This window comes from Nocardia sp. NBC_00511 (genome assembly GCF_045161165.1).
Classification (GTDB): Bacteria; Actinomycetota; Actinomycetes; order Mycobacteriales; family Mycobacteriaceae; genus Nocardia.
In genome coordinates, this window is sequence record NZ_CP107849.1 from 3,724,631 (window position 1) to 3,743,145 (window position 18,515).

Below are 18,515 nucleotides of genomic sequence, written 5' to 3' on the forward strand. Positions count from 1 at the left end.
TGAAAACCCTTTTCGCACGGAATGTTTCGGTCAGCGCGCCGAGCTCGAGGCAGCGGCCTCCGCACGCACGATCCGCTCGACGGCACTCGACACCTTGTCCCGCACAATGGAATTCATGAATGCTCCGCAGCGGGTGCGGTATCGATGTTCCGGTCGCCCGGAAAGACGGTGGCCGCCAAGAACGACTCGGTGTCCTGCGGGGTGAAAACGGCCATCACCGCGGCGATCACCGCACCGACGACCAGGAAGCCGAAGGCGGCCTGGAACGAGAACCGATCGGCGAGCACGCCCATCGCGGCGGGCGACACCATGCCCGCGAGCTGCCCGCCGAACCCGATGATCGAGCTGCCGACCCCGACATACGCGGGCGGCAGACTGCGCATCGGCACCGCGTAGATCGGCATGTAGGCCAGCGATGCGGAGAAGACGGCGATGGTGGAGCACACCGCGAATCCGGCGAAGGACGAGGTCTGGGACAGCACCAGCAAGGCGATCGCGGCCACGGTCATGGCAGGCACGATCACCAGCCGATGGTTGCCCGCCAACCGGTCCGAGAGCCTGCCGCCGACAATCGTCGCCAGCGCCGCGCCCAGCGCCGGGATGGCCATCAGCGGCCCGGCCGTGGTGAGCGGCAGGCCGCGCTCCTCGCTCAGATAGGTCGGGGCCCAGGTGCTGAGCCCCCAGCCGATGACGTTGTAGCCGAACATGATCGCCGCGAAACGCCACAGCACGCCCGATCGCAGCACCACCCGCACCGGCACCCGGAACCCCGGCGTCCGCACGTTATCCGTGGGCTCCGGTAGCCAGCGCCGCACGGCCAGTGAGACCAACAGCCCCACCGCCGCGGCGGACCAGAAGATCGACCGCCAGCCGAAAGCAACGATCAGGATCGGAGCCAGCACCGGAGTGAGCACCGCCGCAATCGAATTCGAGCTCATGATGATGCCGTTGGCACTCATCCGCTGACGCAGGGTGGTGCGCTCGACCAGCACCTTGATCGAAGCCGCCGGGAACGCACCCTCCGCGAGGCCGAAGGCGAAGCGCAGTGCCAGCAGCGCGGCGAACGACCACGCGTAACCGGTGAGCGCGGTGAACAGCGACCAGGCCAGCAACGCCCACAACATGACTCGCGCCCCGCCGAACCGGTCGGCGATCATGCCGCCCGGGATCTGGCACAGGGCGTACGCCAGGAAGAACGCGGACACCACCAGACCCTGTTGTCCCCGGCTGAGATCGAATTCCACACCGATCGCGGGTAGCGCCAGGCTGATCACGAACCGATCGACATAGTCGATCAGCCACGCGGAGAACAGCAGCACGACCGTGGTTCGAACGATCCGGTCGGCGGACAGCGTGGACGCTGCGCGCGATGACGGTGCCGGCATCGCACTCCTTTCGGGAACACCTGCGCCCGGTGTCGGGCGCGAGGTGCCCATACGATGGGCGGCATGAACGAAGGTCTCGGATATTCGCCGGAAAGCGGCATGAATCACACGATGCCGCCCGGTTCCGGCATCTCCGAACAGGATCTGGCAGTGATCGACGCGTTGCAGGTGGCTCCGCGCGCACCGTGGTCGCGCATCGGCCAGGCGCTCGATATCGATGCCACCACCGCGGCCCGGCGCTGGGAACGCCTGCGCGCGGACGGTTCGGCCTGGCTCACCGCCTACGTCTCGGCGCGGGTGGCCACGGTCGGGTTCGTCGAAGTCCGCTGCCGTCCCAAGTTCATCGATCAGGTCAGCGCCGCGGCCACCGCACTGCCCTGGGTGTTCAGCGTCGACGAAACCGCGGGCGACTTCGATCTGATGCTCTCGGTCGGGGCGGCGGACCTGTCCACGCTCGGACGCTGGGTACGCGACGGCATCGGCGGTCTACGCGGAATCCGTTCCACCCGAATGCGATTGGGCATCACCCTGTACGGCGAGGGCAGCGACTGGCGGGTCCGTGCCATCGAACCGGCCCAGCGCGCCGAACTGTCCGAACCGCGGGTGTCGAGCCGCACCGCGTACGGCACACACGGTCTCAACCAGTTATCGCTCGAGGATCAGGCGTTGGTGACCGCATTGCACGGCGACGCGCGCATGGGTTACACCGCACTCGGCGAGGCCGCCGGAATCAGCGAGCATACCGCCCGCCGCCGCATGCATCGGATGCTCCGTGACGGTGATGTGCTGCTGCGCTGCGATTTCGCCTATCCGCAGGCCGGGCTACCGACCATGGTCATCTATCGGATGTCCGTCCCGCAGGCGCAGCTGGTCGCGACCGCGGCGGAGCTGGCGCGCATGGAGCAGGTGCGCATGTGCGCGTCGGTCAGTGGTCAGCACAACCTGCAGGTGCAGGTGCTGCTGCACGGTCTGGGCGGCGTCGATCCATTCGAAGCGGTGCTGGCCGAACGGTTTCCGGACCTCGAGGTCAAGGACCGCGCGGTGGTGCTGCATACGCCCAAACGCATGGGCTGGCTGCTGGATCAGCACGGCCGCGCGGTCGATCGGGTGCCGTTGGGGCTGTATCAGCCCTGACGCGAGCGGTGCGGGTGGATCACCACACCGGCCGTCGATCTCCGAAGCGGGTCGCCTGCTCGAAGGCGTATCCCGCACGCAATACCGATGACTCGCGACGGTACGGGCCGACCAGCTGAACTCCTACCGGCAGGCCGCCGGGGGTGAATCCGGCGGGCACGTTCAGCGCGGGACATCCGGTGGCACTGATGTAGTACGCCGAGCGCATCCAGTCCAGATAGTCGTGCATGGGTTGCCCGGCGATCATGTCCGGATATTCGATCTCGACCGGGAACGGCGGTAGCTGACTGGTCGGCAACAGCAGAATGTCGTAGCGCTGGAAGAACTCTCGCATGCGGTGGAAGATCTCGGCGTGCAGGAACTCGGCACGACCGAGGTCCGCGCCGGTGAGACCGCGACCGTATTCGATATTCGCGGCCAAGCTCGGCTTGATCCGATCCGGCTGTTCGGCCAGGGCCGCACTCAGCGAGGTCGCCATCTGCCAGCCGCGTAGCACGCGGAAGACCTCGTCGGCCCCGGTGAAGTCGGGACAGTCCTGTGCGACAACACATCCCAGATCCGTGAAGACCCGCGCGGCGGACTCGACGGTCGCGGACACTTCGGGCTCGACCGGGAGCGCACCACCGAAATCGGGCGACCACGCCACCCTCAGACCGCGCGGATCGGAGGTGAGCGGCTCGGTGAACACCGCGGGGTCCTCGGCGATCGAGATCGGGCACCGCGGGTCCGGTCCGGCCAGCACCGACAGGAGCAGGGCCACATCGCTCACGGTGCGGGCCATCGGCCCCTGCACCACCTGGGTACCCCACGCGATCATATTGGGCCACAGTGGAACTCGCCCCGGCGACGGTCGTAAACCAACCACGTTGCAGAACGAGGCGGGATTGCGGATCGATCCGCCCATATCACTGCCGTCGGCGATCGGGATCAATCCCGCGGCCAGCGCGGCACCCGCACCACCGCTGCTCCCACCGGCGGAGCGGCTGCGGTCATACGGATTACGAGTCGCGCCGAACAGGGGATTGAAAGTGTGCGAACCCGCACCGAATTCGGGCACATTCGTCTTCCCGAGGGTGATCGCCCCGCCCGCCCGCATCCGCTCGATACCGATGTCGTCATGCACCGGCACGTATTCGGCGAGAATCGGCGATCCGTGGGTGGTGCGAATCCCGGCGGTATTGTGAGTGTCCTTGTGCGCCACCGGAAGACCGTGCAACGGGCCCACCGGCTCGCCGTGCGCCAACCGCTCGTCGGCCGCGCCCGCCTCGGCCAGCGCCCGCTCCCCCACCGGCGTGACAATGGCATTGATCCGCGGATCGAGCTGCTCTATCCGCTCCAGATGCGCCGTAACCACCTCTCGCGCCGACAGTTCACGAGCCCGCAGGCGGCGAGCCAGCTCCGACGCCGACGCGTCGCAGATTTCCGAGTGCACAGGATCGGTCACGAATCTCCCATCGCAGCGGTGGACACCACAGCGATGCCGCACATGGCCGCAACTCTGACCGAACCGAAAGTCAACCTCGCCCAACCGCCCGATACTTCGACCTGATGATGCCGTGACGCCGATATCCCTCGAGTCGAGCCAGCCTCACCGTCGACGGACCCGGCCCGCCGCGGCTATACCCACTCGACAATCCGGTTGTCAGGGCAGTCACAGGCGTGCCGCCTGCCTCTTGGACATGGCGCTGGCGTGTCGCATCGGAGGCACTGCCCGAATCCTTCACGCGAAAACTGTTCGACCGCACGCGAATATCGGCCGGACCGCGAGCGGTGGTCACTCGCGATCCGGCCGACCGCCTGCCGAGCTGGATGCTCGTTCAGCGTGCTATCGGTGGATCACTTCGCCGAGCCGGTTGCCGAGCCCGAACTCGAACCCGAGCCCAGAGCGCCCTTGGGCAGTCGCAGGTTCGCGTCGGGCACACCGGTGCCATTGGGATCCAGAATGCCGTCCTGGTTGGCGTATCGACTTTGCCCGGGCTCCGCCTGCAGGGTCGTGGCGTACTTCCACAGGCCGTCCGCCATGGCGGCACCACCGATTATCAGTGTGCCGAGCAGACCACCGCCGCCCGCGAACGCGCCGATGGCCGCGGGTGCGGTCGCCAGGCAGGCCGGGCCGACCACCAGACAGGAGCCGAGGCCGATGACCGCGCCGACGAGCGCGCCGACAACGGCACCGACCAGACCGCCGACCAAGGGTCCGGTGCTCATATTGGTGGCGAGATCATTGAGCGCGAGTTGGTCTTCCATTGGGGACGCCACGGGGCGAATCCCGTTGTCGGGGGTCAGGATCAGGGTGCGGCCATCCCCGGTGATGCTGTGCTGAATCGTGTGGCGCTGCCCGTCGAGTAGGAAAGCCAGCGGCAGTTCGAGCAACTGTTGACCATCGGCGGCGCGAACCGCCACCGCTTGGCCGCCGGATTCGAGCGCGAAGGTCGCGTGATCGAGAGTGGTGACGACGGAATCGGCCACCACCGCGGCCCGATACTGCACGCTGTCGGCGGGCTCGGCATTGGCCGCCGCAGCGGTCACCGTCACGGCGCATGCGCAGATGGCGGCGGCGAAAGCCGTTCTGGGACTGTTCATTACGACAGTTCTCCGGTCTAGTTCGCCGGGACGGCGGGAGCGGGGATCCCGGGCTTACCGGCCAGGTTCGGGGCATATTTGCTCTGGCCCGGGGCCGACTGCAAGGTCGTCACGTACTGGTAGAGCGCGTACACGGTGGTCGGTCCGCCACCCAGGACCAGTCCGGCGAGACCGCCGACACCACCGACCAGGGTGACGATCGGCAGCACCGCGACCACGCAACCGAGGCTGAGCACCACGCAGGAGGCCCCGGCCATGGCGAGCCCGACGCCGATACCGAGGGTCGCGCCGATGGCGGTGCCGATCAGACTGCCGATCGAGGTGCCGATGCTGACCGCGTTGATCAGGTCGTTCATGGCCAACTGGTCTTCCAGCGGTGAGGCCACCGGCTGCAATACCGTACGGTCGATGGCATCGGCCCGGGGCGTGAGCCGCAGGGTGTGCCCGTCCTCGGAGATCTGCTGATCGATCGGCATGCGCTGACCGTCGACGACGAAGGTCAAGGGCAGTGAATCCAGCACCTGTCCGGCGGCATCGCGGATGGCGATCGCGGCCGGATCAGCGGATGTGGCGAAGGTGCCGTTGTCGAGGGTGGTGACGACCGTCCCGTCGGTGAGCGTGGCGTGGTACCCGACGGGTGCCGGCGCGGTTTCCGGGGTGGCCCCCGCGGTGGTGGCGCTGACGATGACACCCGTAGCGGCGATGGCCGCGGTGAGGGTGGCTCGACGAATGTTCATGTACTTCCTCAGCTTCGCGATGCGTCGGTTTTCTCCGACGTCACGGAACATACCGTTCGATCGGTCGGCCAGCTCGAAAATGCTTGAAACTCATTCAAATGAGGAAGTTTTCGCAGTTCAGACCATGACTGTCAGTCCCGAACAGCCACCGATCGGCGTAACTCGGCCACGAATCGCTCGAACGATCCGACCATATCCACCCCGGGGTCGAGCAACCATTGATTCTCCAGCCCCTCGGCCATGGCGATGAGCCACTCGGTGATGCCACGGGTGTCGACATCGGCGCGCACGGATCCGGCATCGATGCCGCGAGCGAGCGCATCGCCGATCAACGATTGCAGGAACCTGAACCGGCCCACCACCCACTCGTACGCGGGATGGTCCGGACCCGACGCCTCCGCCGCGACCAGGTGGGCCAACCGAACCAGGTCGGGGCTGCCCACATTGTTTCGCACCACACGGACGAGGAAGTCGAGCAGCGCGTCGAAGTCCATCTCGGCGAAGTCCTCGAGGCTGGTGCCGGTGGTCACCAGATCCTGAATATCGCGCGCACCCAGAACTGCCTGCAGCAGTGCCGCTTTGGTGCCGAAGTGGTGCAGCAGACCCGATTGCGAGATGCCCGCCTCGGCGGCGATACGTGCCAGCGAGCCGCCCCGGTAACCGTGCTGCCCGAAATGCTGGAGCGCAATGGCGATGATCTTGGTGCGAGCCTGTTCGCCCGAGCGCTGCGCGGATTCGGTGGTTGCCATGAGGGTGAAGTTTATGGCACAACCTCCGCCCGCGAGCTGGCTGACCGATCGGTCTGTCAGCTATGGTCTTCGCCAGACCACCCGGATCGATCCGGGCATTCGAATCACGAGGAGAACTGATGCGCCGACGGACCGCCCTGGCAGCGGCTGCCGCGGGACTCGCCCTGCTGGCGATGCCACCCGCCGCCGCGGCCCCGGATCCGGCGACCGCCCGCCGGGTCGCGCCGCTGCCCGCCGATTTCCTGTGGGGCGTGTCGTCCTCCGGCTTCCAGAACGAAGGCGACTCCCCCGACAGCAACTGGACGCGCCTGGCCGCCACCGGACAGCTCACCGATCAGGTCGGCACCTCGGTCGACTTCCTGCACCGGTACCCCGAGGACATCGCGAATGCGAAGGCACTCGGCGCGAAGGTATTCCGCATCAGTATCGAATGGGCTCGCCTGGAACCCCAACCGGGACAGTACGATCCGGCCGCCTGGCAGTTCTACGACAATGTGCTCGCCGCGATTCGCGGCGCGGGTATGCGGCCGATGATCACCCTCGATCACTGGGTGTACCCGGGTTGGGCCCTCGATCGCGGCGGCTGGAACAACGCCGACATGTCCGGGGCCTGGATTGCCAACGCGCGCAAGGTGGTTGATCGCTATGCCGGGCTGAACCCGCTCTGGATCACCTTCAACGAACCATCGGCCTACGTCTTCCAGGAACTCCGCACCGGCGGGGTCGGCGCCGCGAACATTCCCGCCGCGCTCGATCAGTGGGTGCGGTTGCATCGGGACATCTACGACTACATCCACGCCGCACAACCCGGCGCGCAGGTGTCCTCCAATATCGCGTACTTCCCCGCCGCCGAAGCGGCCGTGGACACCACCTTCTTCGATCGCGTGGTCGACAAGCTCGACTTCATCGGCCTGGACTACTACTACTCGATGTCGCCGACGGACCTGAGCTACAGCAACACCTTCTCCGAACCGTGGAAGTCCAGCATCTCCGCGGACGGGATCTACTACGCACTTCGCCACTACGCCAAGGCTTTTCCGAACCTGCCGCTGTATGTCGTGGAGAACGGTATGCCGACCGAGAACGGCGCGCTCCGGCCCGACGGCTACGACCGCGCGGACCACCTCAGGGATATCGTCTACTGGGTGCAGCGCGCGGTGCAGGACGGCGCGAGGGTGATCGGCTACAACTACTGGAGCATCACCGACAACTACGAATGGGGAACCTACACATCGCGATTCGGCCTCTATACCGTCGATGTGAAGAACGATCCGGCCCTCACCCGCAGGCCGACGACCGCCGTGGCCGCCTACCGCACGCTCACCGCCGAGGGCGGGGTTGGGGCGGACTACCGCCCGTCCCGCCCGGCCACCACGTGTTCGGTGGTGGACGGGCTGGACAGCTGCCTCGATCCGGCCGGTTAGTCGAAAGACCTACAGCCCGTTGTTCTTCGCCACTGCGCCGAGCCAGGCCAGGCTCGGTTTCGGGGTGCGGGCGAAGGTGTTCCGGTCCACCGCGATGAGACCGAACCGCGGGGCCCAGTGACCCCATTCGAAATTGTCCAGCGCGCTCCAGTGCAGATAGCCCCGCACGTCGACACCCTCGGCCACTGCGGCCTCCATATGCGTCAAAGCCGCTGTGGTGTAGTCGATTCGGCGGGCGTCGTCATTGGTGGCGATACCGTTCTCGGTCACCAGCAGGGGTAGCCCGCCGCTGGTGTCCCACGCCCGGCGCAGTGCGATGCCCAGCGCGTCGGGCCGATAGGCCCAGCCGGTGAGCGTGTTGTCCGGATGCGGCGGATGCGGAATCGGGCCGTCCGCGCCGACGGGCTGGCTGGTGTAGGACTGGACGCCGAGGAAGTCATCGCCTTGTGCGCCTTCGGTATACCTGTCCTCCCAGGTGTAGTTGGCGCGGGCGAAGGCGTCCTCGTTACCAGGTGTGGCTTCGAAGGCCTGCTGCGCGACCGTCCAGCCGATCTTGGCCGAGGTCTCCGCGCGCAGGATCGCCACGGCTCGACGGTGCGCGCGCACCAGCAGATCACCGATTTCGTCGTCCGGGACCAGTCGGCCCTGTGCGATACCGGCCGCCGCTCCCCCGGGTTCGGCGGCCAACTCGAAGAAGCGGTGACCCAGGGCCGCGATATTGGGTTCATTGATCGTGCAGACCCACCCGACATCGCCCAGGATCGCGGTCACTCGTTCGACATAGCGGGAGAACCGGTCCAGCGCCTGCGGATGTCGCCAGCCACCGGCCCGGCTGAACCAGCGCGGTGAGGTGAAGTGATGAAGTGTCACAACGGGTTCGAGCTGGAACAGTCGCGCGGTGTCGATCATCCGCCGGTAGTGCGCGAGCGCCGACGCGGAGAAGTGCCCCCGCTCCGGCTCGATACGCGCCCATTCGATACTGAAACGGTAGGCATTGAGACCGGCGTCGGCGAGCAACTCCATATCCTCGATGTACCGGTGGTAGCTGTCCGCCGCGTCGCCGCTGCGTTCGGGAACGATGCCCCGCTGCTCGTAGTCCCACCAGTCGGAATTGGTGTTGTTGCCTTCGGTTTGGTGCGCGGAAGTGGCTGCGCCCCAAAGGAAGTCATCTCTCAGTGGCATTGAATTCCTCTTCGTCGACGCCGCGCTACCGGACGCCGGTGACGCGATAGACCGAGACGGCACCGGCCAGACAGACCACAGCGCCGAACAGATACCAGGCCGGATAGCCACCGAGAGCGGTCGCACTGCCCAGCGCGATGATCGCGGGGGCGATTACCGGCCCGATCGATTGCGGCAGATTTCCGGCCAGGGTGAGCAACCCCAGATCCTTCGCGGTGTCCTCCGGATTCGGCAGCACCTGTGTGGACAGCGCCTGATCCACCGCCGCGAACGCACCGAGGCCCAGTCCGATCACGCCCTGTGCGGCAATGACCGCGCCGAGCGTGGGCGCGAACGCCAACAGCGCCAGTCCCGTCGCCATGACCAGCCCGGCTACCGCTACGAAGGGTCGCCGCCTGCCGATCCGGTCGGAAAGGAATCCGCCCAGGGGCGCGGACAGCGAAAGGCACAGGACCGTGGCCACATTCACCTGCAGCACCGTGTGGGTGACCTGGTCCTCGGCGAGGTCGAACTTCTCGACGAGGAAAAACGGGAAGAAGGTCCCGATTCCGGCGGAACCGAACATCACCAGGAACCGGGACACCATCACCCAGGAGAAGCTCGGATGCCGGCGCGGATCGAAAGCGAAGGAACCGACGAACTGCCGCGGCCCGAACGGTTCGGCCGCACCCTCGAAGCGCTCATCGTCCAGCCGCACCAGTAGCGGCAGTACCAGCACCAGCGCGACCAACCCGGGGACCAGAAACCTGGCCACATCCCCGGCCAGCACGGTGACGAGTACGCTTCCGGCCAGAATGCTCAGCGGAGTGGTGACCCCGGCGAGACCGGATATCCGGCCCAGCTGATCGCGGGGAACCTGATCGGCGATCGCCGCCTGTGCTGCGGTCATCGCCGCGTTGAGTCCCGCCTGCGCGATACACCAACCGATCAGTACCAGCGGCACATTCGGTGCGAGCCCGACACAGCCGAGCCCGATCGCTCCGACGATGGTGCCGCCGAGAATCCACGGCCTGCGTCGACCGAATGCCGAACGCGTGCGGTCGGACAAGCGGCCCGTGACCGGGTGCACGATCATGCCCACGATCGCACCGCTGCCCGCGACCAGGCCCAATGCCGCTGTCGCGTGCTGCGAGGACTCGGTGATGCGCTCCAGCTTGAAGGCCATCGAGACCATGACCGGGGTGAGCACCGCGAGATAGAGCCCGAAGTAGGACAGCAGCAGGCTGGAGAGGAAGCCGCGCGGCAACTCCGACGGGAGCTCGCTCTCCGGGGTGGTGGTGTGCTGACCGGACACGTCGCTACGCACGGTCGGCGAGGGCGTTGTCGGCCAGCCGCCACATCTCCTCGACCTGTGCCCGGAACATGTCGTACCCGTGCTCGGGTAATGCGAAAACCATTGGCGCGTCCCGCAATACGGCCTCCACGGCCAGGCGCGCGACTTCTTCCGGTGCCACCGCCATCGGGATGATGCCGGTACCGAAGGGCTCGGGGGCCTTGCGGCCGAACGCCTCTGGGCGGTTGCGCTGCGAATCCATGATGCGGGTCGCGGCCTGTCCGGGGCACAGCACGGTGACACCGATATCGTCGGCCGCCAGTTCGGACCGCAATCCGAGGGTCATACCCAGGATCGCGTGCTTGGTCGCGGAGTAGAGCGAGGTATGACCGGGGTCGGCGAGGAAGGCGTGCGTCGAGGCCGTATTCATCACGTGCCGCCAGCCGGTGCGCTCGCGCATATCGGGCAGGAAGGCGTGCAGACAGTTGAGCATGCCCTCGACATTCACCGCCGAGAGCCACCGCCAGTCACCGATCGAGGAGTCCGCGATATCGCCGAACAGCAGCACACCGGCGTTGTTGCAGAGCAATTCGACCGAGCCGAATTCCTCATAGGCGGCCTGTTTGAGCGCCCGCACCGATTCCGGATCGGTGACATCAACCCGCACGCCCAGCGCGCGCACGCCGTCCAGGGTTAGCTTGTCCGCGACGAATTTCGCACCCGCACCATCGATATCGGCCACCACGACCGACATCCCACGGGCTCCGAGTTCGGCGGCCAGGGCCGCCCCGATACCACCGGCCGCACCGGTGACGACCGCGGTCCGGCCCTGAATTGTCTTGTCCATCTCGGACATTCGCGTCCTTCCTCGAGCCACGCCTACCTCAGCGAGCTCACCAACCAAGCAGTCAGTCTGTTAGATCGATCGCGAGCATACCGTGTACACGGTCGGTGTGCTCACGACTTGCATTTACTACCGGAGAACCGGTCGATATCGATGGCGTCCGCCATGACCCGGTAGCCCTCCGGATTCGGATGCAGATTGTCGGCACTTACATAGCGCGTGTTCACAACGCTGGGATTCCCGGGGTCGCGCAGCGCGGCATCGAAATCTATGACGCTGTCCGCGAGTGCCTGGGATCTGATCCAGGCATTGATTCTCATTCGGACCGGATCGGCGGGAGGAATGCTGATGTAGCCGTGCAGCAACGCATTCGACGCCGGAAGAATTGTTCCGAGGTGGATGGCGAGCCCGGCTCGATGGAATTGATCGATCATGGTGGTGTACGCATCGATCATCTCTTCGTAGCCCACGCCGATCGGAGTGCCGAGGTCGTTGATCCCGATCAGGACGATGACATCGCTGACACCGGATTGCGCGATCACATCCGCTTGCAGACGCGAGAGACCCGACGGACCGAAACGCGGCATGACCGGAATGGCGTCGCGGGTGAGCCTGTCACCGCCGATCCCGGCATTGGTCACCACCAGCTTGCGCCCGGCCATATCCAGTCGGCGCTGTAGAAAGTCCGGGTATCGGACATTTTGATCGACGACGCCGTCCAGCCTCGGGTTTCCGAGGAAGTCGGCACCGACGAATCCTTCGGTGATCGAATCTCCGAAGGCCACAACGGTTGCCGTATCCGATGCGGCCAGCACGTCGATCTGTGAGACGAAGGGCACGCGGGTCGTGACGTTGACGAACGCCTCGCCCACCGCATCCGAGGCATGGTCACCGGAACCGCCGCCGGTGTAATAACTGGTCGCGTTCCCGTCATCGTGTCCGGGAATCGTCGCGGGCGCGGAATCCATATAGACGCTGACCGCCAATGGCGCGAAATTCGCGAACGCGATGGACACCGGATCGCTGACGACATCGACGCCCGGTGCGACCGTGATCGATTCACGACCACCGAAGAGTGCGGAATTCACCGAATCCGGTTGGACCGCAGCGCCGATCCCCTGCCTTGCCACGGTGACACGGGTGAATGTCACCGGCTCCTTTCCGAATCGGTTGGTGAGATGAATTCGGACGTTATCGCCACCCAGATGCGGCGTGGCGATCACGCGATACGTCTGAGGCCGCGCGGGCGTGACACCGATTTCGGTAGCCGGGCGCGCGTCACTCGGACTCGCGGACCAATTGCTCACCCAATGAACGCTGTCGCAGCCGTCCGGCCCGGCATGTGCCTGCTGTGGCGCGATCAGCAATGTCGCTGCTGCCGCGACCGCCATCGCGGGCACGACTCCGCGCCCGGTGCACCTGATCACTTCGGCCCTCTCGTTGCTTTCGACCGATTGGGTTGCCACCCATCGTGGACCGCAGACTAACCGACCGACCACTCCGTCAGCTAGTGTGAGCCGATCATGCCGCCGACCGAGCTACCGGCGGCTACGGGAAAGGCTGAAATGTTCTCGCGTCTTGCGGCGACGACCGCACTCCTGGTCCTCGGGTCGGCGGTCGCCGTCCCCGCGTACGCGCAGGAGGAGCCCGCCATCGGCACTGTGCTTGTACCGGACCAGGATCCGTTCTATGCGACACCGTCCGATATCGACTCGTACGCCGATGGCGCGATCGTCTCCAGTCGTGAAGTTGGCATCGCGACCACGACCCCGGCCCGGGCGTGGCAATTGGCATACCGCACCAACGACTCTCATGGCATGCCGGAACTCGCGGTCACCACCGTGCTCGTTCCGATCACGCCGTGGACCGGGGCCGGAACTCGCCCGGCGGTGTCGATTCAGTCGGCCGAGGATTCCACCGGGACACGGTGTGCGCCTTCGTACACGAGCCGCATGGGCACATTCCAGGACAAGAATCGGGTCGAGGCCATGCTCTCGAAGAACTGGGCGGTGGTGACACCGGACTTCGAGGGCCCGAAATCAGCGTTTCTGACCGGTCCGCAGTCCGGGCATGCCGTGCTCGACGGGATCCGCGCGGCCGGGCAGTTCGCACCGGCGGGCATCGGTACGGACGCTCGCTGGGGATTGGACGGATTCTCCGGTGGCGCAGCGGCTTCCGGGTGGGCGGCGCAATTGCAGCCGAGCTACGCACCCGAGCTCGACTTCGTCGGCGCGGCGCTCGGCGGTGTCCCGGCGGATCTTTCCGCGGTCATGGCGAATGTCGACGGCACGATGTGGTCGGGTTTCATCTTCGGCGCGCTGGTTTCGTACACCCGCGAGTTCCCCGAGGCGGGTATCGATCAGCTGCTCAATGACATCGGCCGCGCGGATCTGGCCCGCGGCGCGGACAAGTGCGTGGTGGATCTGTTGCTGGCGTTCCCCTTTCGACGACTGACCTCCGCCGCCACCGTCGCCGATTCGCTGCGCGATCCACGTTTGGCCGATGCGCTGCAACACAATTCGCTCGGCGCGACCGCGCCCACCATGCCGATCTTCAACTACCAGGCCGATACCGATGATGTCGTCCCCATCGGCCAGGCGGACGCACTGGTACGAAGCTGGCGGGACGCGGGCGCGAGCGTGGAGACGACCCGCAAGCCGCAGGGCACCCATGTGAGTGAGGCCGGTGGCGGACAGATCCCGGCCCTGGAGTTCCTCGAAACCCGGTTCACCGTCGACGGCCCGCCCGGGGTCAATATCGACCGGGATCGGCAGTTGGGTCCGGTGCGCTGAAACGCGGGCACACCGTGCACTCGGTCGGCAAGCTTGGAGACCCCTCGAACGGCGGCTAGGCTGCCGAAAACGACGTAATCGACGATCAGGAGAGCACACCCGATGGCGCGGACCCGTGACGCCGAGCAGACAGGGCCGGTCCGCCGCGCTGAAATCATCAGTGCGGCAATCACCCTGTTCGCCGCACATGGCTATCGCGGGACCTCACTGGCCGCCGTCGCCAAAGCGACCGGGATATCGCAGTCCGGACTGCTGCACCACTTCCGCAGCAAAGAAGTGCTGCTGACCGAGGTGCTCGCCGAACTGGACCAGCAGACCCTGGAATCCGCCGAGGTCGACCACGAATACGAGGGCCCACCCCTGGCGCGCGCGTTCGATATCGTCGACGCGATCGTCGCGCGCAATCAACGGAACCGCGAACTCACCAAACTCGCGCACGTCAGCATCTTCAATTTCGACAGTGCGCCGGATGCGGCGCGCGAGTGGGCGCGCACGCGCACGCGGACCTTCCGGACCAATCTGACCCGGCTGATCGAACAGGGCATCAGTGCGGGTGAGGTGCGGGCCGATATCGACGCCGCCGCACTGGCTTCGGTCATTATCGCGGCGATCTCGGGGCTTGAGGAGCAGTGGCTCCAGGACGAATCCTTTGATATGGTCGCCGCGATGCACGCCCTGACCACCGTGCTGCGCCGCGATCTGATCACCGTCGGCGCATAGTGGGCTCGCGAAGCGACTCTCAGACCGGAGCCGGAGCTGTTGCCGCCGTGATGATTTCCTGGATCGCCGCGATATCGCATTCGACTCCGGTGCGGCCCAGGCGATCGAGCGGAATGCTCTGCAGCATCCGGTAGCGACCGGGATTGGTTTCCGGATTGTCCAGCAGCAACCCGACCAAGCCGCCGGCGGCGCGGGACAGCACAGCGCGCAGCGGGGGTCCGTAGTCGGGGTCGGCGAGCCAGGCTCCGGCCGGTGAACCGGGGGTGAGCCTGCGGCGCAGTGCGTCACCGTCGAGCCGGATCGTCTGTGCCAGCCGGATATCGGCGCTGGACGCGCCGACCTGGACGATGAACTCCCCCGCCTCCACATGCCAGTCACCCTTGACCGGATGCCAGTACGCGAAGGCTCGCCGATTGAGTTCGATACTCAGGCGGCGCGATTCACCGGGGGCGAGGTGGGTTCGGGTGAAACCCTTCAATTCATGGATCGGCCGGGCGAATTCGGATTCGGGATCGGCGATGTAGACCTGGGCGATCTCGTCCGCGGCGATATCGCCGGTGTTGGCAATGGTGAATCGCGCTGTGGCGGTGTCGCCTTCGACGGTCACCTCGAGATCGGAGTACTCGAAGGTGGTGTACGTCAGGCCGTGCCCGAACGGGAAGGTGACCGGGAGCCCCCGTGTTTCGTACCAGCGGTAGCCGATGAAGATGCCCTCGCGGTAGTCGACCGTGAGCCCGTCACCGGGAAAAGCCGTGTGCGCGGGTGTATGTCGTAGATCCGTCGGAAAGGTCTCGGCCAGTTTGCCGGTCGGTGAGTGCGCACCGGACAGGAGGTCGGCGATCGCCGCGCCCCCGGCCTGTCCACCGAGCCAGGCGAACAGGATCGCATCGGCATGGTCGGCGAACGGCAGGGTGACCGCCGAACCCGCCTGGACGACGACGGTCAAGCGACCGTTGCGGCGGCGCAGCAGCTCCAGCAGCTCCAGCTGATCGGCGGGCAGATCGATGACCGTGCGGTCGAAGCCCTCCGATTCGGCGTCCTCGGGTAGCCCGGCGAAGACGATCACCTCGGCGGCTTCGGCGGCCGCCGCAGCGGTGACCAGGTCATAGCGTGGGAAGTAGTCGATTCTCCGGTCGGGCAACGCCGTCCGCAATGCGTCGAGGGCATTGTCCAGGCGCGTCGGCACCACTCGCGAACTTCCCGCGCCCTGATAGCGCGGAACGGTGGCGAAGGGACCGACCACGACAATGGGAGCGCCGGTCGCCGCCAGCGGCAGCGCGCCATCATTGTGGAGCAGCACCGCGGACCGGCGTGCCGCCTCGCGAGCGAGTTCATGGTGGACGTCGACATCGACGACTGCGGGGCCGTGCGAGGCGTGCGCCCGGTCGATGAGCGTCAACACCCGCGAAGCCGCGAGATCGAGATCGGCGCGGTCGAGATCACCCGATTCCAGCGCGGCCAGCACTCGCGCGGGTCCGTCTGGGCTGGTGGGCATTTCGAGGTCGAGCCCCGCGGCGATACCCGCGGCGCGATCATTGACGGCCAGCCAGTCGGACACCACCAGGCCCTGGAAACCCCACTCCTCGCGTAGCACCTCGGTGAGCAGCCACCGATGTTCCGAGGTGTAGGTGCCATTGAGCCGGTTGTAGGAGCACATGATCGTCCACGGTTGTGCTTTGCGGACAATGGTTTCGAACGCGGGGAGATAGATCTCGCGCAACGTCCGTTCGTCGACCTCGGCGGAGACCGTGATTCGATGATCTTCCTGGTTGTTGGCCGCGAAATGTTTCACCGACGCGCCGATCCCGTTGTCCTGCAAGCCATTCACCACCGCCGCGCCGAGTTCGCCGGCCAGATACGGGTCTTCGGAGAAGTATTCGAAGTTGCGGCCACACAGTGGAGTCCGCTTCATATTCACCCCCGGCCCCAGCAGTACACCGACCCCGACGGCCCGCGCCTCGACCGCCAGTGCGGCTCCGATCCGAGCGAGCAGCTCCGGATCGAAACTGCTCGCCAGCCCGGACGCGGTCGGAAAGCAGGTCGCCGGAAGGGAATCGGCGGTTCCGAGGTGGTCGGCCTCGCCGCCCTCTTGTCTACGCAGCCCGTGCGGGCCGTCGGCGACACTGATGCCCTCGATTCCCAGGCGCGCCACTCCATTGAGATCCCAGAAACTCGCTCCCGTACAGAGCGTGGCCTTTTCGGCATCGGTCAATTGGCTGATGAGCGGATGTAGTGACATGACTGTTCCTTCAGTAGATGAGAGACGAGCGAATCGCCGATCAGGCGGCCGACGCCAAAGCGGCTCGCACCGTGGCGGATTCGCGGAGGAAGGGGCGGTACATGGCGGACATGTACAGGCCGTTGACAATGGTGAGCAGTACGACCAGGTAGAGGAATGCGCCCTGCAGCCCGATCCGGTCGCCCAGATAGCCGATGATCAGGGTGAGCACGGCCCAGCCCGCGGATTCGGCCCCGATCATCAGGGCGAAGGCCCCGCTGCGCAGTTCGGGCCGGGTGACCGACATCAGCACCGGCCGGTTGCAGCCGGGGATGAAGCCCTGCAGGAGTCCCAAGATCGCGAACCAGATCGCGTAGATCCAGATGGAGGGCCAGGCGACCTGCGTGCACAATGCGGCGGCCAAGCCCCAGCCGAGTGTGGATGCCTGCCATACCGCCAGCCGTCCGACCCCGGGAACGCGCTGTTGCACCCGGTCCACCACGAACCCGCCGAGCACGGTGCCCAGCACGTACGACACCATCGCGAAGGGCAGAATGAGCGTGGCCGAAGCATTGCTGAAGCCCCGCTCGTCGACCAGGAAGACCACCCCGAAGCTGGTCAGCGCGAGCTGGGATGCCATCAGCCGCTGTCCGATGATCAGCTGTAATGTCTTGCTCCCCAACAGCTCTCGAATCTGCGGCCAACGTAGACCGCTCGAGTCGTCGGAGGTTCGCGCACCATCGGCCGCACCGACGCGGGGATCTTCGAAGTACCGCCAGACCAGCAGGCCGAACACAATGGTGAGCCCGCCCGAGGCGAAGAAGCCGTACCGCCAGCCGTCCGGAATCCGGGACAGTTGGCCCAGCAGCGGTCCGATGACCGCCGACAGTACGGCGAACCCGCCGTACAGCAGCCCCGCCGCGCGGCCTCGACTGCTGTCGTCGAACAGGTCCGCGAGAATCCCGTTGATCAGCGGCCCGCCCGCGGCGAACCCCAGCGCGGCGATCCCGTACAGCACCAGCAACTGAGCGAAGTTCTGCGACAACCCCGCAGCGGCCGTCCACACACCCCAGAGCCCGCAGAACACCACGAGCACGCGCTTGCGCCCGATCCGCGCAGCCACCAGCACCCATACCGGCCCGAAAATCATCTGGATGATCTTGTGGACCGCCACCATCAGCCCCAGCGCCGACAACGGCAGCCCCAGTGCGACACGCACAACCGGGAACAGCGTAGAGGCCACCGCGCCTTCACTGTTGTCCATACTGATCAACCCACTCAGCAGGGCGAGCTGCCGCCACCGATTGGTAACCGGTTGGGGCCCGGTGGAATTCATGGCATCGGGGGCGGAGGTTGCGGTGGGATCAATCGCTTTGACCAATACCGGCTCCAGCGGCGGCGTGGACTGGGACATGGTGGCGACTTCCTTTGTCGGAGGGATCAGGGCGCACTGGCCGGACTCGGCCGACATCCG

General features: G+C 66.2%; 15 protein-coding genes. 4 read left to right on the forward strand and 11 right to left on the reverse strand.

Going from position 1 to position 18,515, the window contains the following annotated elements:
- Positions 1-113: 113 nt before the first annotated feature.
- Positions 114-1,385, reverse strand: a complete 1,272-nt coding sequence (locus OG300_RS17550) for an MFS transporter (protein WP_405497236.1) — start codon at positions 1,383-1,385, stop codon at positions 114-116.
- A 63-nt stretch (positions 1,386-1,448) separates the two neighbouring features.
- On the opposite strand from OG300_RS17550, the gene OG300_RS17555 reads away from it, so the two are divergent.
- Positions 1,449-2,519, forward strand: a complete 1,071-nt coding sequence (locus OG300_RS17555; protein ID WP_405497238.1) for an Lrp/AsnC family transcriptional regulator — start codon at positions 1,449-1,451, stop codon at positions 2,517-2,519.
- A 19-nt stretch (positions 2,520-2,538) separates the two neighbouring features.
- On the opposite strand, the gene OG300_RS17560 is transcribed toward OG300_RS17555, so the two are convergent.
- The 4 genes from OG300_RS17560 to OG300_RS17575 all read right to left on the reverse strand — a co-directional run bounded on the left by OG300_RS17560 (position 2,539) and on the right by OG300_RS17575 (position 6,588).
- A complete protein-coding gene (locus OG300_RS17560; RefSeq protein WP_405497240.1) occupies positions 2,539-3,963 on the reverse strand; it encodes an amidase in 1,425 nt (474 codons plus the stop codon).
- A gap of 392 nt (positions 3,964-4,355) precedes the next feature.
- Positions 4,356-5,102, reverse strand: coding sequence for a hypothetical protein (locus OG300_RS17565; protein WP_405497242.1), 747 nt, complete (start codon positions 5,100-5,102; stop codon positions 4,356-4,358).
- Between the two features lie 17 nt (positions 5,103-5,119).
- Positions 5,120-5,839, reverse strand: coding sequence for a hypothetical protein (locus OG300_RS17570; RefSeq protein WP_405497244.1), 720 nt, complete (start codon positions 5,837-5,839; stop codon positions 5,120-5,122).
- A 131-nt stretch (positions 5,840-5,970) separates the two neighbouring features.
- Positions 5,971-6,588: a TetR/AcrR family transcriptional regulator gene (locus OG300_RS17575; RefSeq protein WP_405497246.1), complete on the reverse strand. Its 618-nt coding sequence runs from the start codon at positions 6,586-6,588 to the stop codon at positions 5,971-5,973.
- 119 nt (positions 6,589-6,707) lie between these two features.
- Between OG300_RS17575 and OG300_RS17580 the strand changes: the two genes are divergently transcribed.
- On the forward strand, positions 6,708-8,012 hold the full coding sequence (locus OG300_RS17580; protein WP_405497248.1) for a family 1 glycosylhydrolase: 1,305 nt from the start codon (positions 6,708-6,710) through the stop codon (positions 8,010-8,012).
- A 9-nt stretch (positions 8,013-8,021) separates the two neighbouring features.
- Here OG300_RS17580 and OG300_RS17585 read toward each other — a convergent pair whose 3' ends face one another.
- The 4 genes from OG300_RS17585 to OG300_RS17600 all read right to left on the reverse strand — a co-directional run bounded on the left by OG300_RS17585 (position 8,022) and on the right by OG300_RS17600 (position 12,462).
- Positions 8,022-9,194 (reverse strand): glycoside hydrolase family 1 protein, encoded by a 1,173-nt coding sequence (locus tag OG300_RS17585; protein WP_405497250.1) that lies wholly within the window; start codon positions 9,192-9,194, stop codon positions 8,022-8,024.
- Between the two features lie 25 nt (positions 9,195-9,219).
- Entirely contained in the window at positions 9,220-10,500 is a 1,281-nt protein-coding gene (locus OG300_RS17590) for an MFS transporter (RefSeq protein ID WP_405497252.1), read from the reverse strand.
- Positions 10,493-11,323 carry an SDR family NAD(P)-dependent oxidoreductase gene (locus OG300_RS17595; protein WP_405497254.1) on the reverse strand — a complete coding sequence of 277 codons (831 nt, stop codon included), beginning with the start codon at positions 11,321-11,323 and terminating at the stop codon, positions 10,493-10,495. The genes OG300_RS17590 and OG300_RS17595 overlap by 8 nt, the downstream gene beginning before the upstream one ends.
- Before the next feature lie 101 nt (positions 11,324-11,424).
- Positions 11,425-12,462: a GDSL-type esterase/lipase family protein gene (locus OG300_RS17600; RefSeq protein ID WP_405497256.1), complete on the reverse strand. Its 1,038-nt coding sequence runs from the start codon at positions 12,460-12,462 to the stop codon at positions 11,425-11,427.
- 414 nt (positions 12,463-12,876) lie between these two features.
- On the opposite strand from OG300_RS17600, the gene OG300_RS17605 reads away from it, so the two are divergent.
- Both OG300_RS17605 and OG300_RS17610 read left to right on the forward strand, forming a co-directional pair.
- On the forward strand, positions 12,877-14,103 hold the full coding sequence (locus OG300_RS17605) for a lipase family protein (RefSeq protein ID WP_405497258.1): 1,227 nt from the start codon (positions 12,877-12,879) through the stop codon (positions 14,101-14,103).
- A gap of 102 nt (positions 14,104-14,205) precedes the next feature.
- A complete protein-coding gene (locus OG300_RS17610; RefSeq protein ID WP_405497260.1) occupies positions 14,206-14,823 on the forward strand; it encodes a TetR/AcrR family transcriptional regulator in 618 nt (205 codons plus the stop codon).
- Between the two features lie 19 nt (positions 14,824-14,842).
- On the opposite strand, the gene OG300_RS17615 is transcribed toward OG300_RS17610, so the two are convergent.
- Both OG300_RS17615 and OG300_RS17620 read right to left on the reverse strand, forming a co-directional pair.
- Positions 14,843-17,062 carry a glycoside hydrolase family 3 N-terminal domain-containing protein gene (locus OG300_RS17615; protein WP_405497262.1) on the reverse strand — a complete coding sequence of 740 codons (2,220 nt, stop codon included), beginning with the start codon at positions 17,060-17,062 and terminating at the stop codon, positions 14,843-14,845.
- A 40-nt stretch (positions 17,063-17,102) separates the two neighbouring features.
- Positions 17,103-18,305 (reverse strand): MFS transporter, encoded by a 1,203-nt coding sequence (locus OG300_RS17620; RefSeq protein WP_405497264.1) that lies wholly within the window; start codon positions 18,303-18,305, stop codon positions 17,103-17,105.
- Positions 18,306-18,515 lie beyond the last annotated feature (210 nt).

Bases quoted from the DNA above. Each gene is read 5' to 3' on its own strand.
- OG300_RS17550 (WP_405497236.1), bottom strand. From the start codon at position 1,385: ATGCCGGCACCGTCATCGCGCGCAGCGTCCACGCTGTCCGCCGACCGG.
- OG300_RS17555 (WP_405497238.1), top strand. From the start codon at position 1,449: ATGAACGAAGGTCTCGGATATTCGCCGGAAAGCGGCATGAATCACACG.
- OG300_RS17565 (WP_405497242.1), bottom strand. From the start codon at position 5,102: ATGAACAGTCCCAGAACGGCTTTCGCCGCCGCCATCTGCGCATGCGCC.
- OG300_RS17570 (WP_405497244.1), bottom strand. From the start codon at position 5,839: ATGAACATTCGTCGAGCCACCCTCACCGCGGCCATCGCCGCTACGGGT.
- OG300_RS17575 (WP_405497246.1), bottom strand. From the start codon at position 6,588: ATGGCAACCACCGAATCCGCGCAGCGCTCGGGCGAACAGGCTCGCACC.
- OG300_RS17580 (WP_405497248.1), top strand. From the start codon at position 6,708: ATGCGCCGACGGACCGCCCTGGCAGCGGCTGCCGCGGGACTCGCCCTG.
- OG300_RS17585 (WP_405497250.1), bottom strand. From the start codon at position 9,194: ATGCCACTGAGAGATGACTTCCTTTGGGGCGCAGCCACTTCCGCGCAC.
- OG300_RS17595 (WP_405497254.1), bottom strand. From the start codon at position 11,323: ATGTCCGAGATGGACAAGACAATTCAGGGCCGGACCGCGGTCGTCACC.
- OG300_RS17605 (WP_405497258.1), top strand. From the start codon at position 12,877: ATGTTCTCGCGTCTTGCGGCGACGACCGCACTCCTGGTCCTCGGGTCG.
- OG300_RS17610 (WP_405497260.1), top strand. From the start codon at position 14,206: ATGGCGCGGACCCGTGACGCCGAGCAGACAGGGCCGGTCCGCCGCGCT.
- OG300_RS17615 (WP_405497262.1), bottom strand. From the start codon at position 17,062: ATGTCACTACATCCGCTCATCAGCCAATTGACCGATGCCGAAAAGGCC.
- OG300_RS17620 (WP_405497264.1), bottom strand. From the start codon at position 18,305: ATGGACAACAGTGAAGGCGCGGTGGCCTCTACGCTGTTCCCGGTTGTG.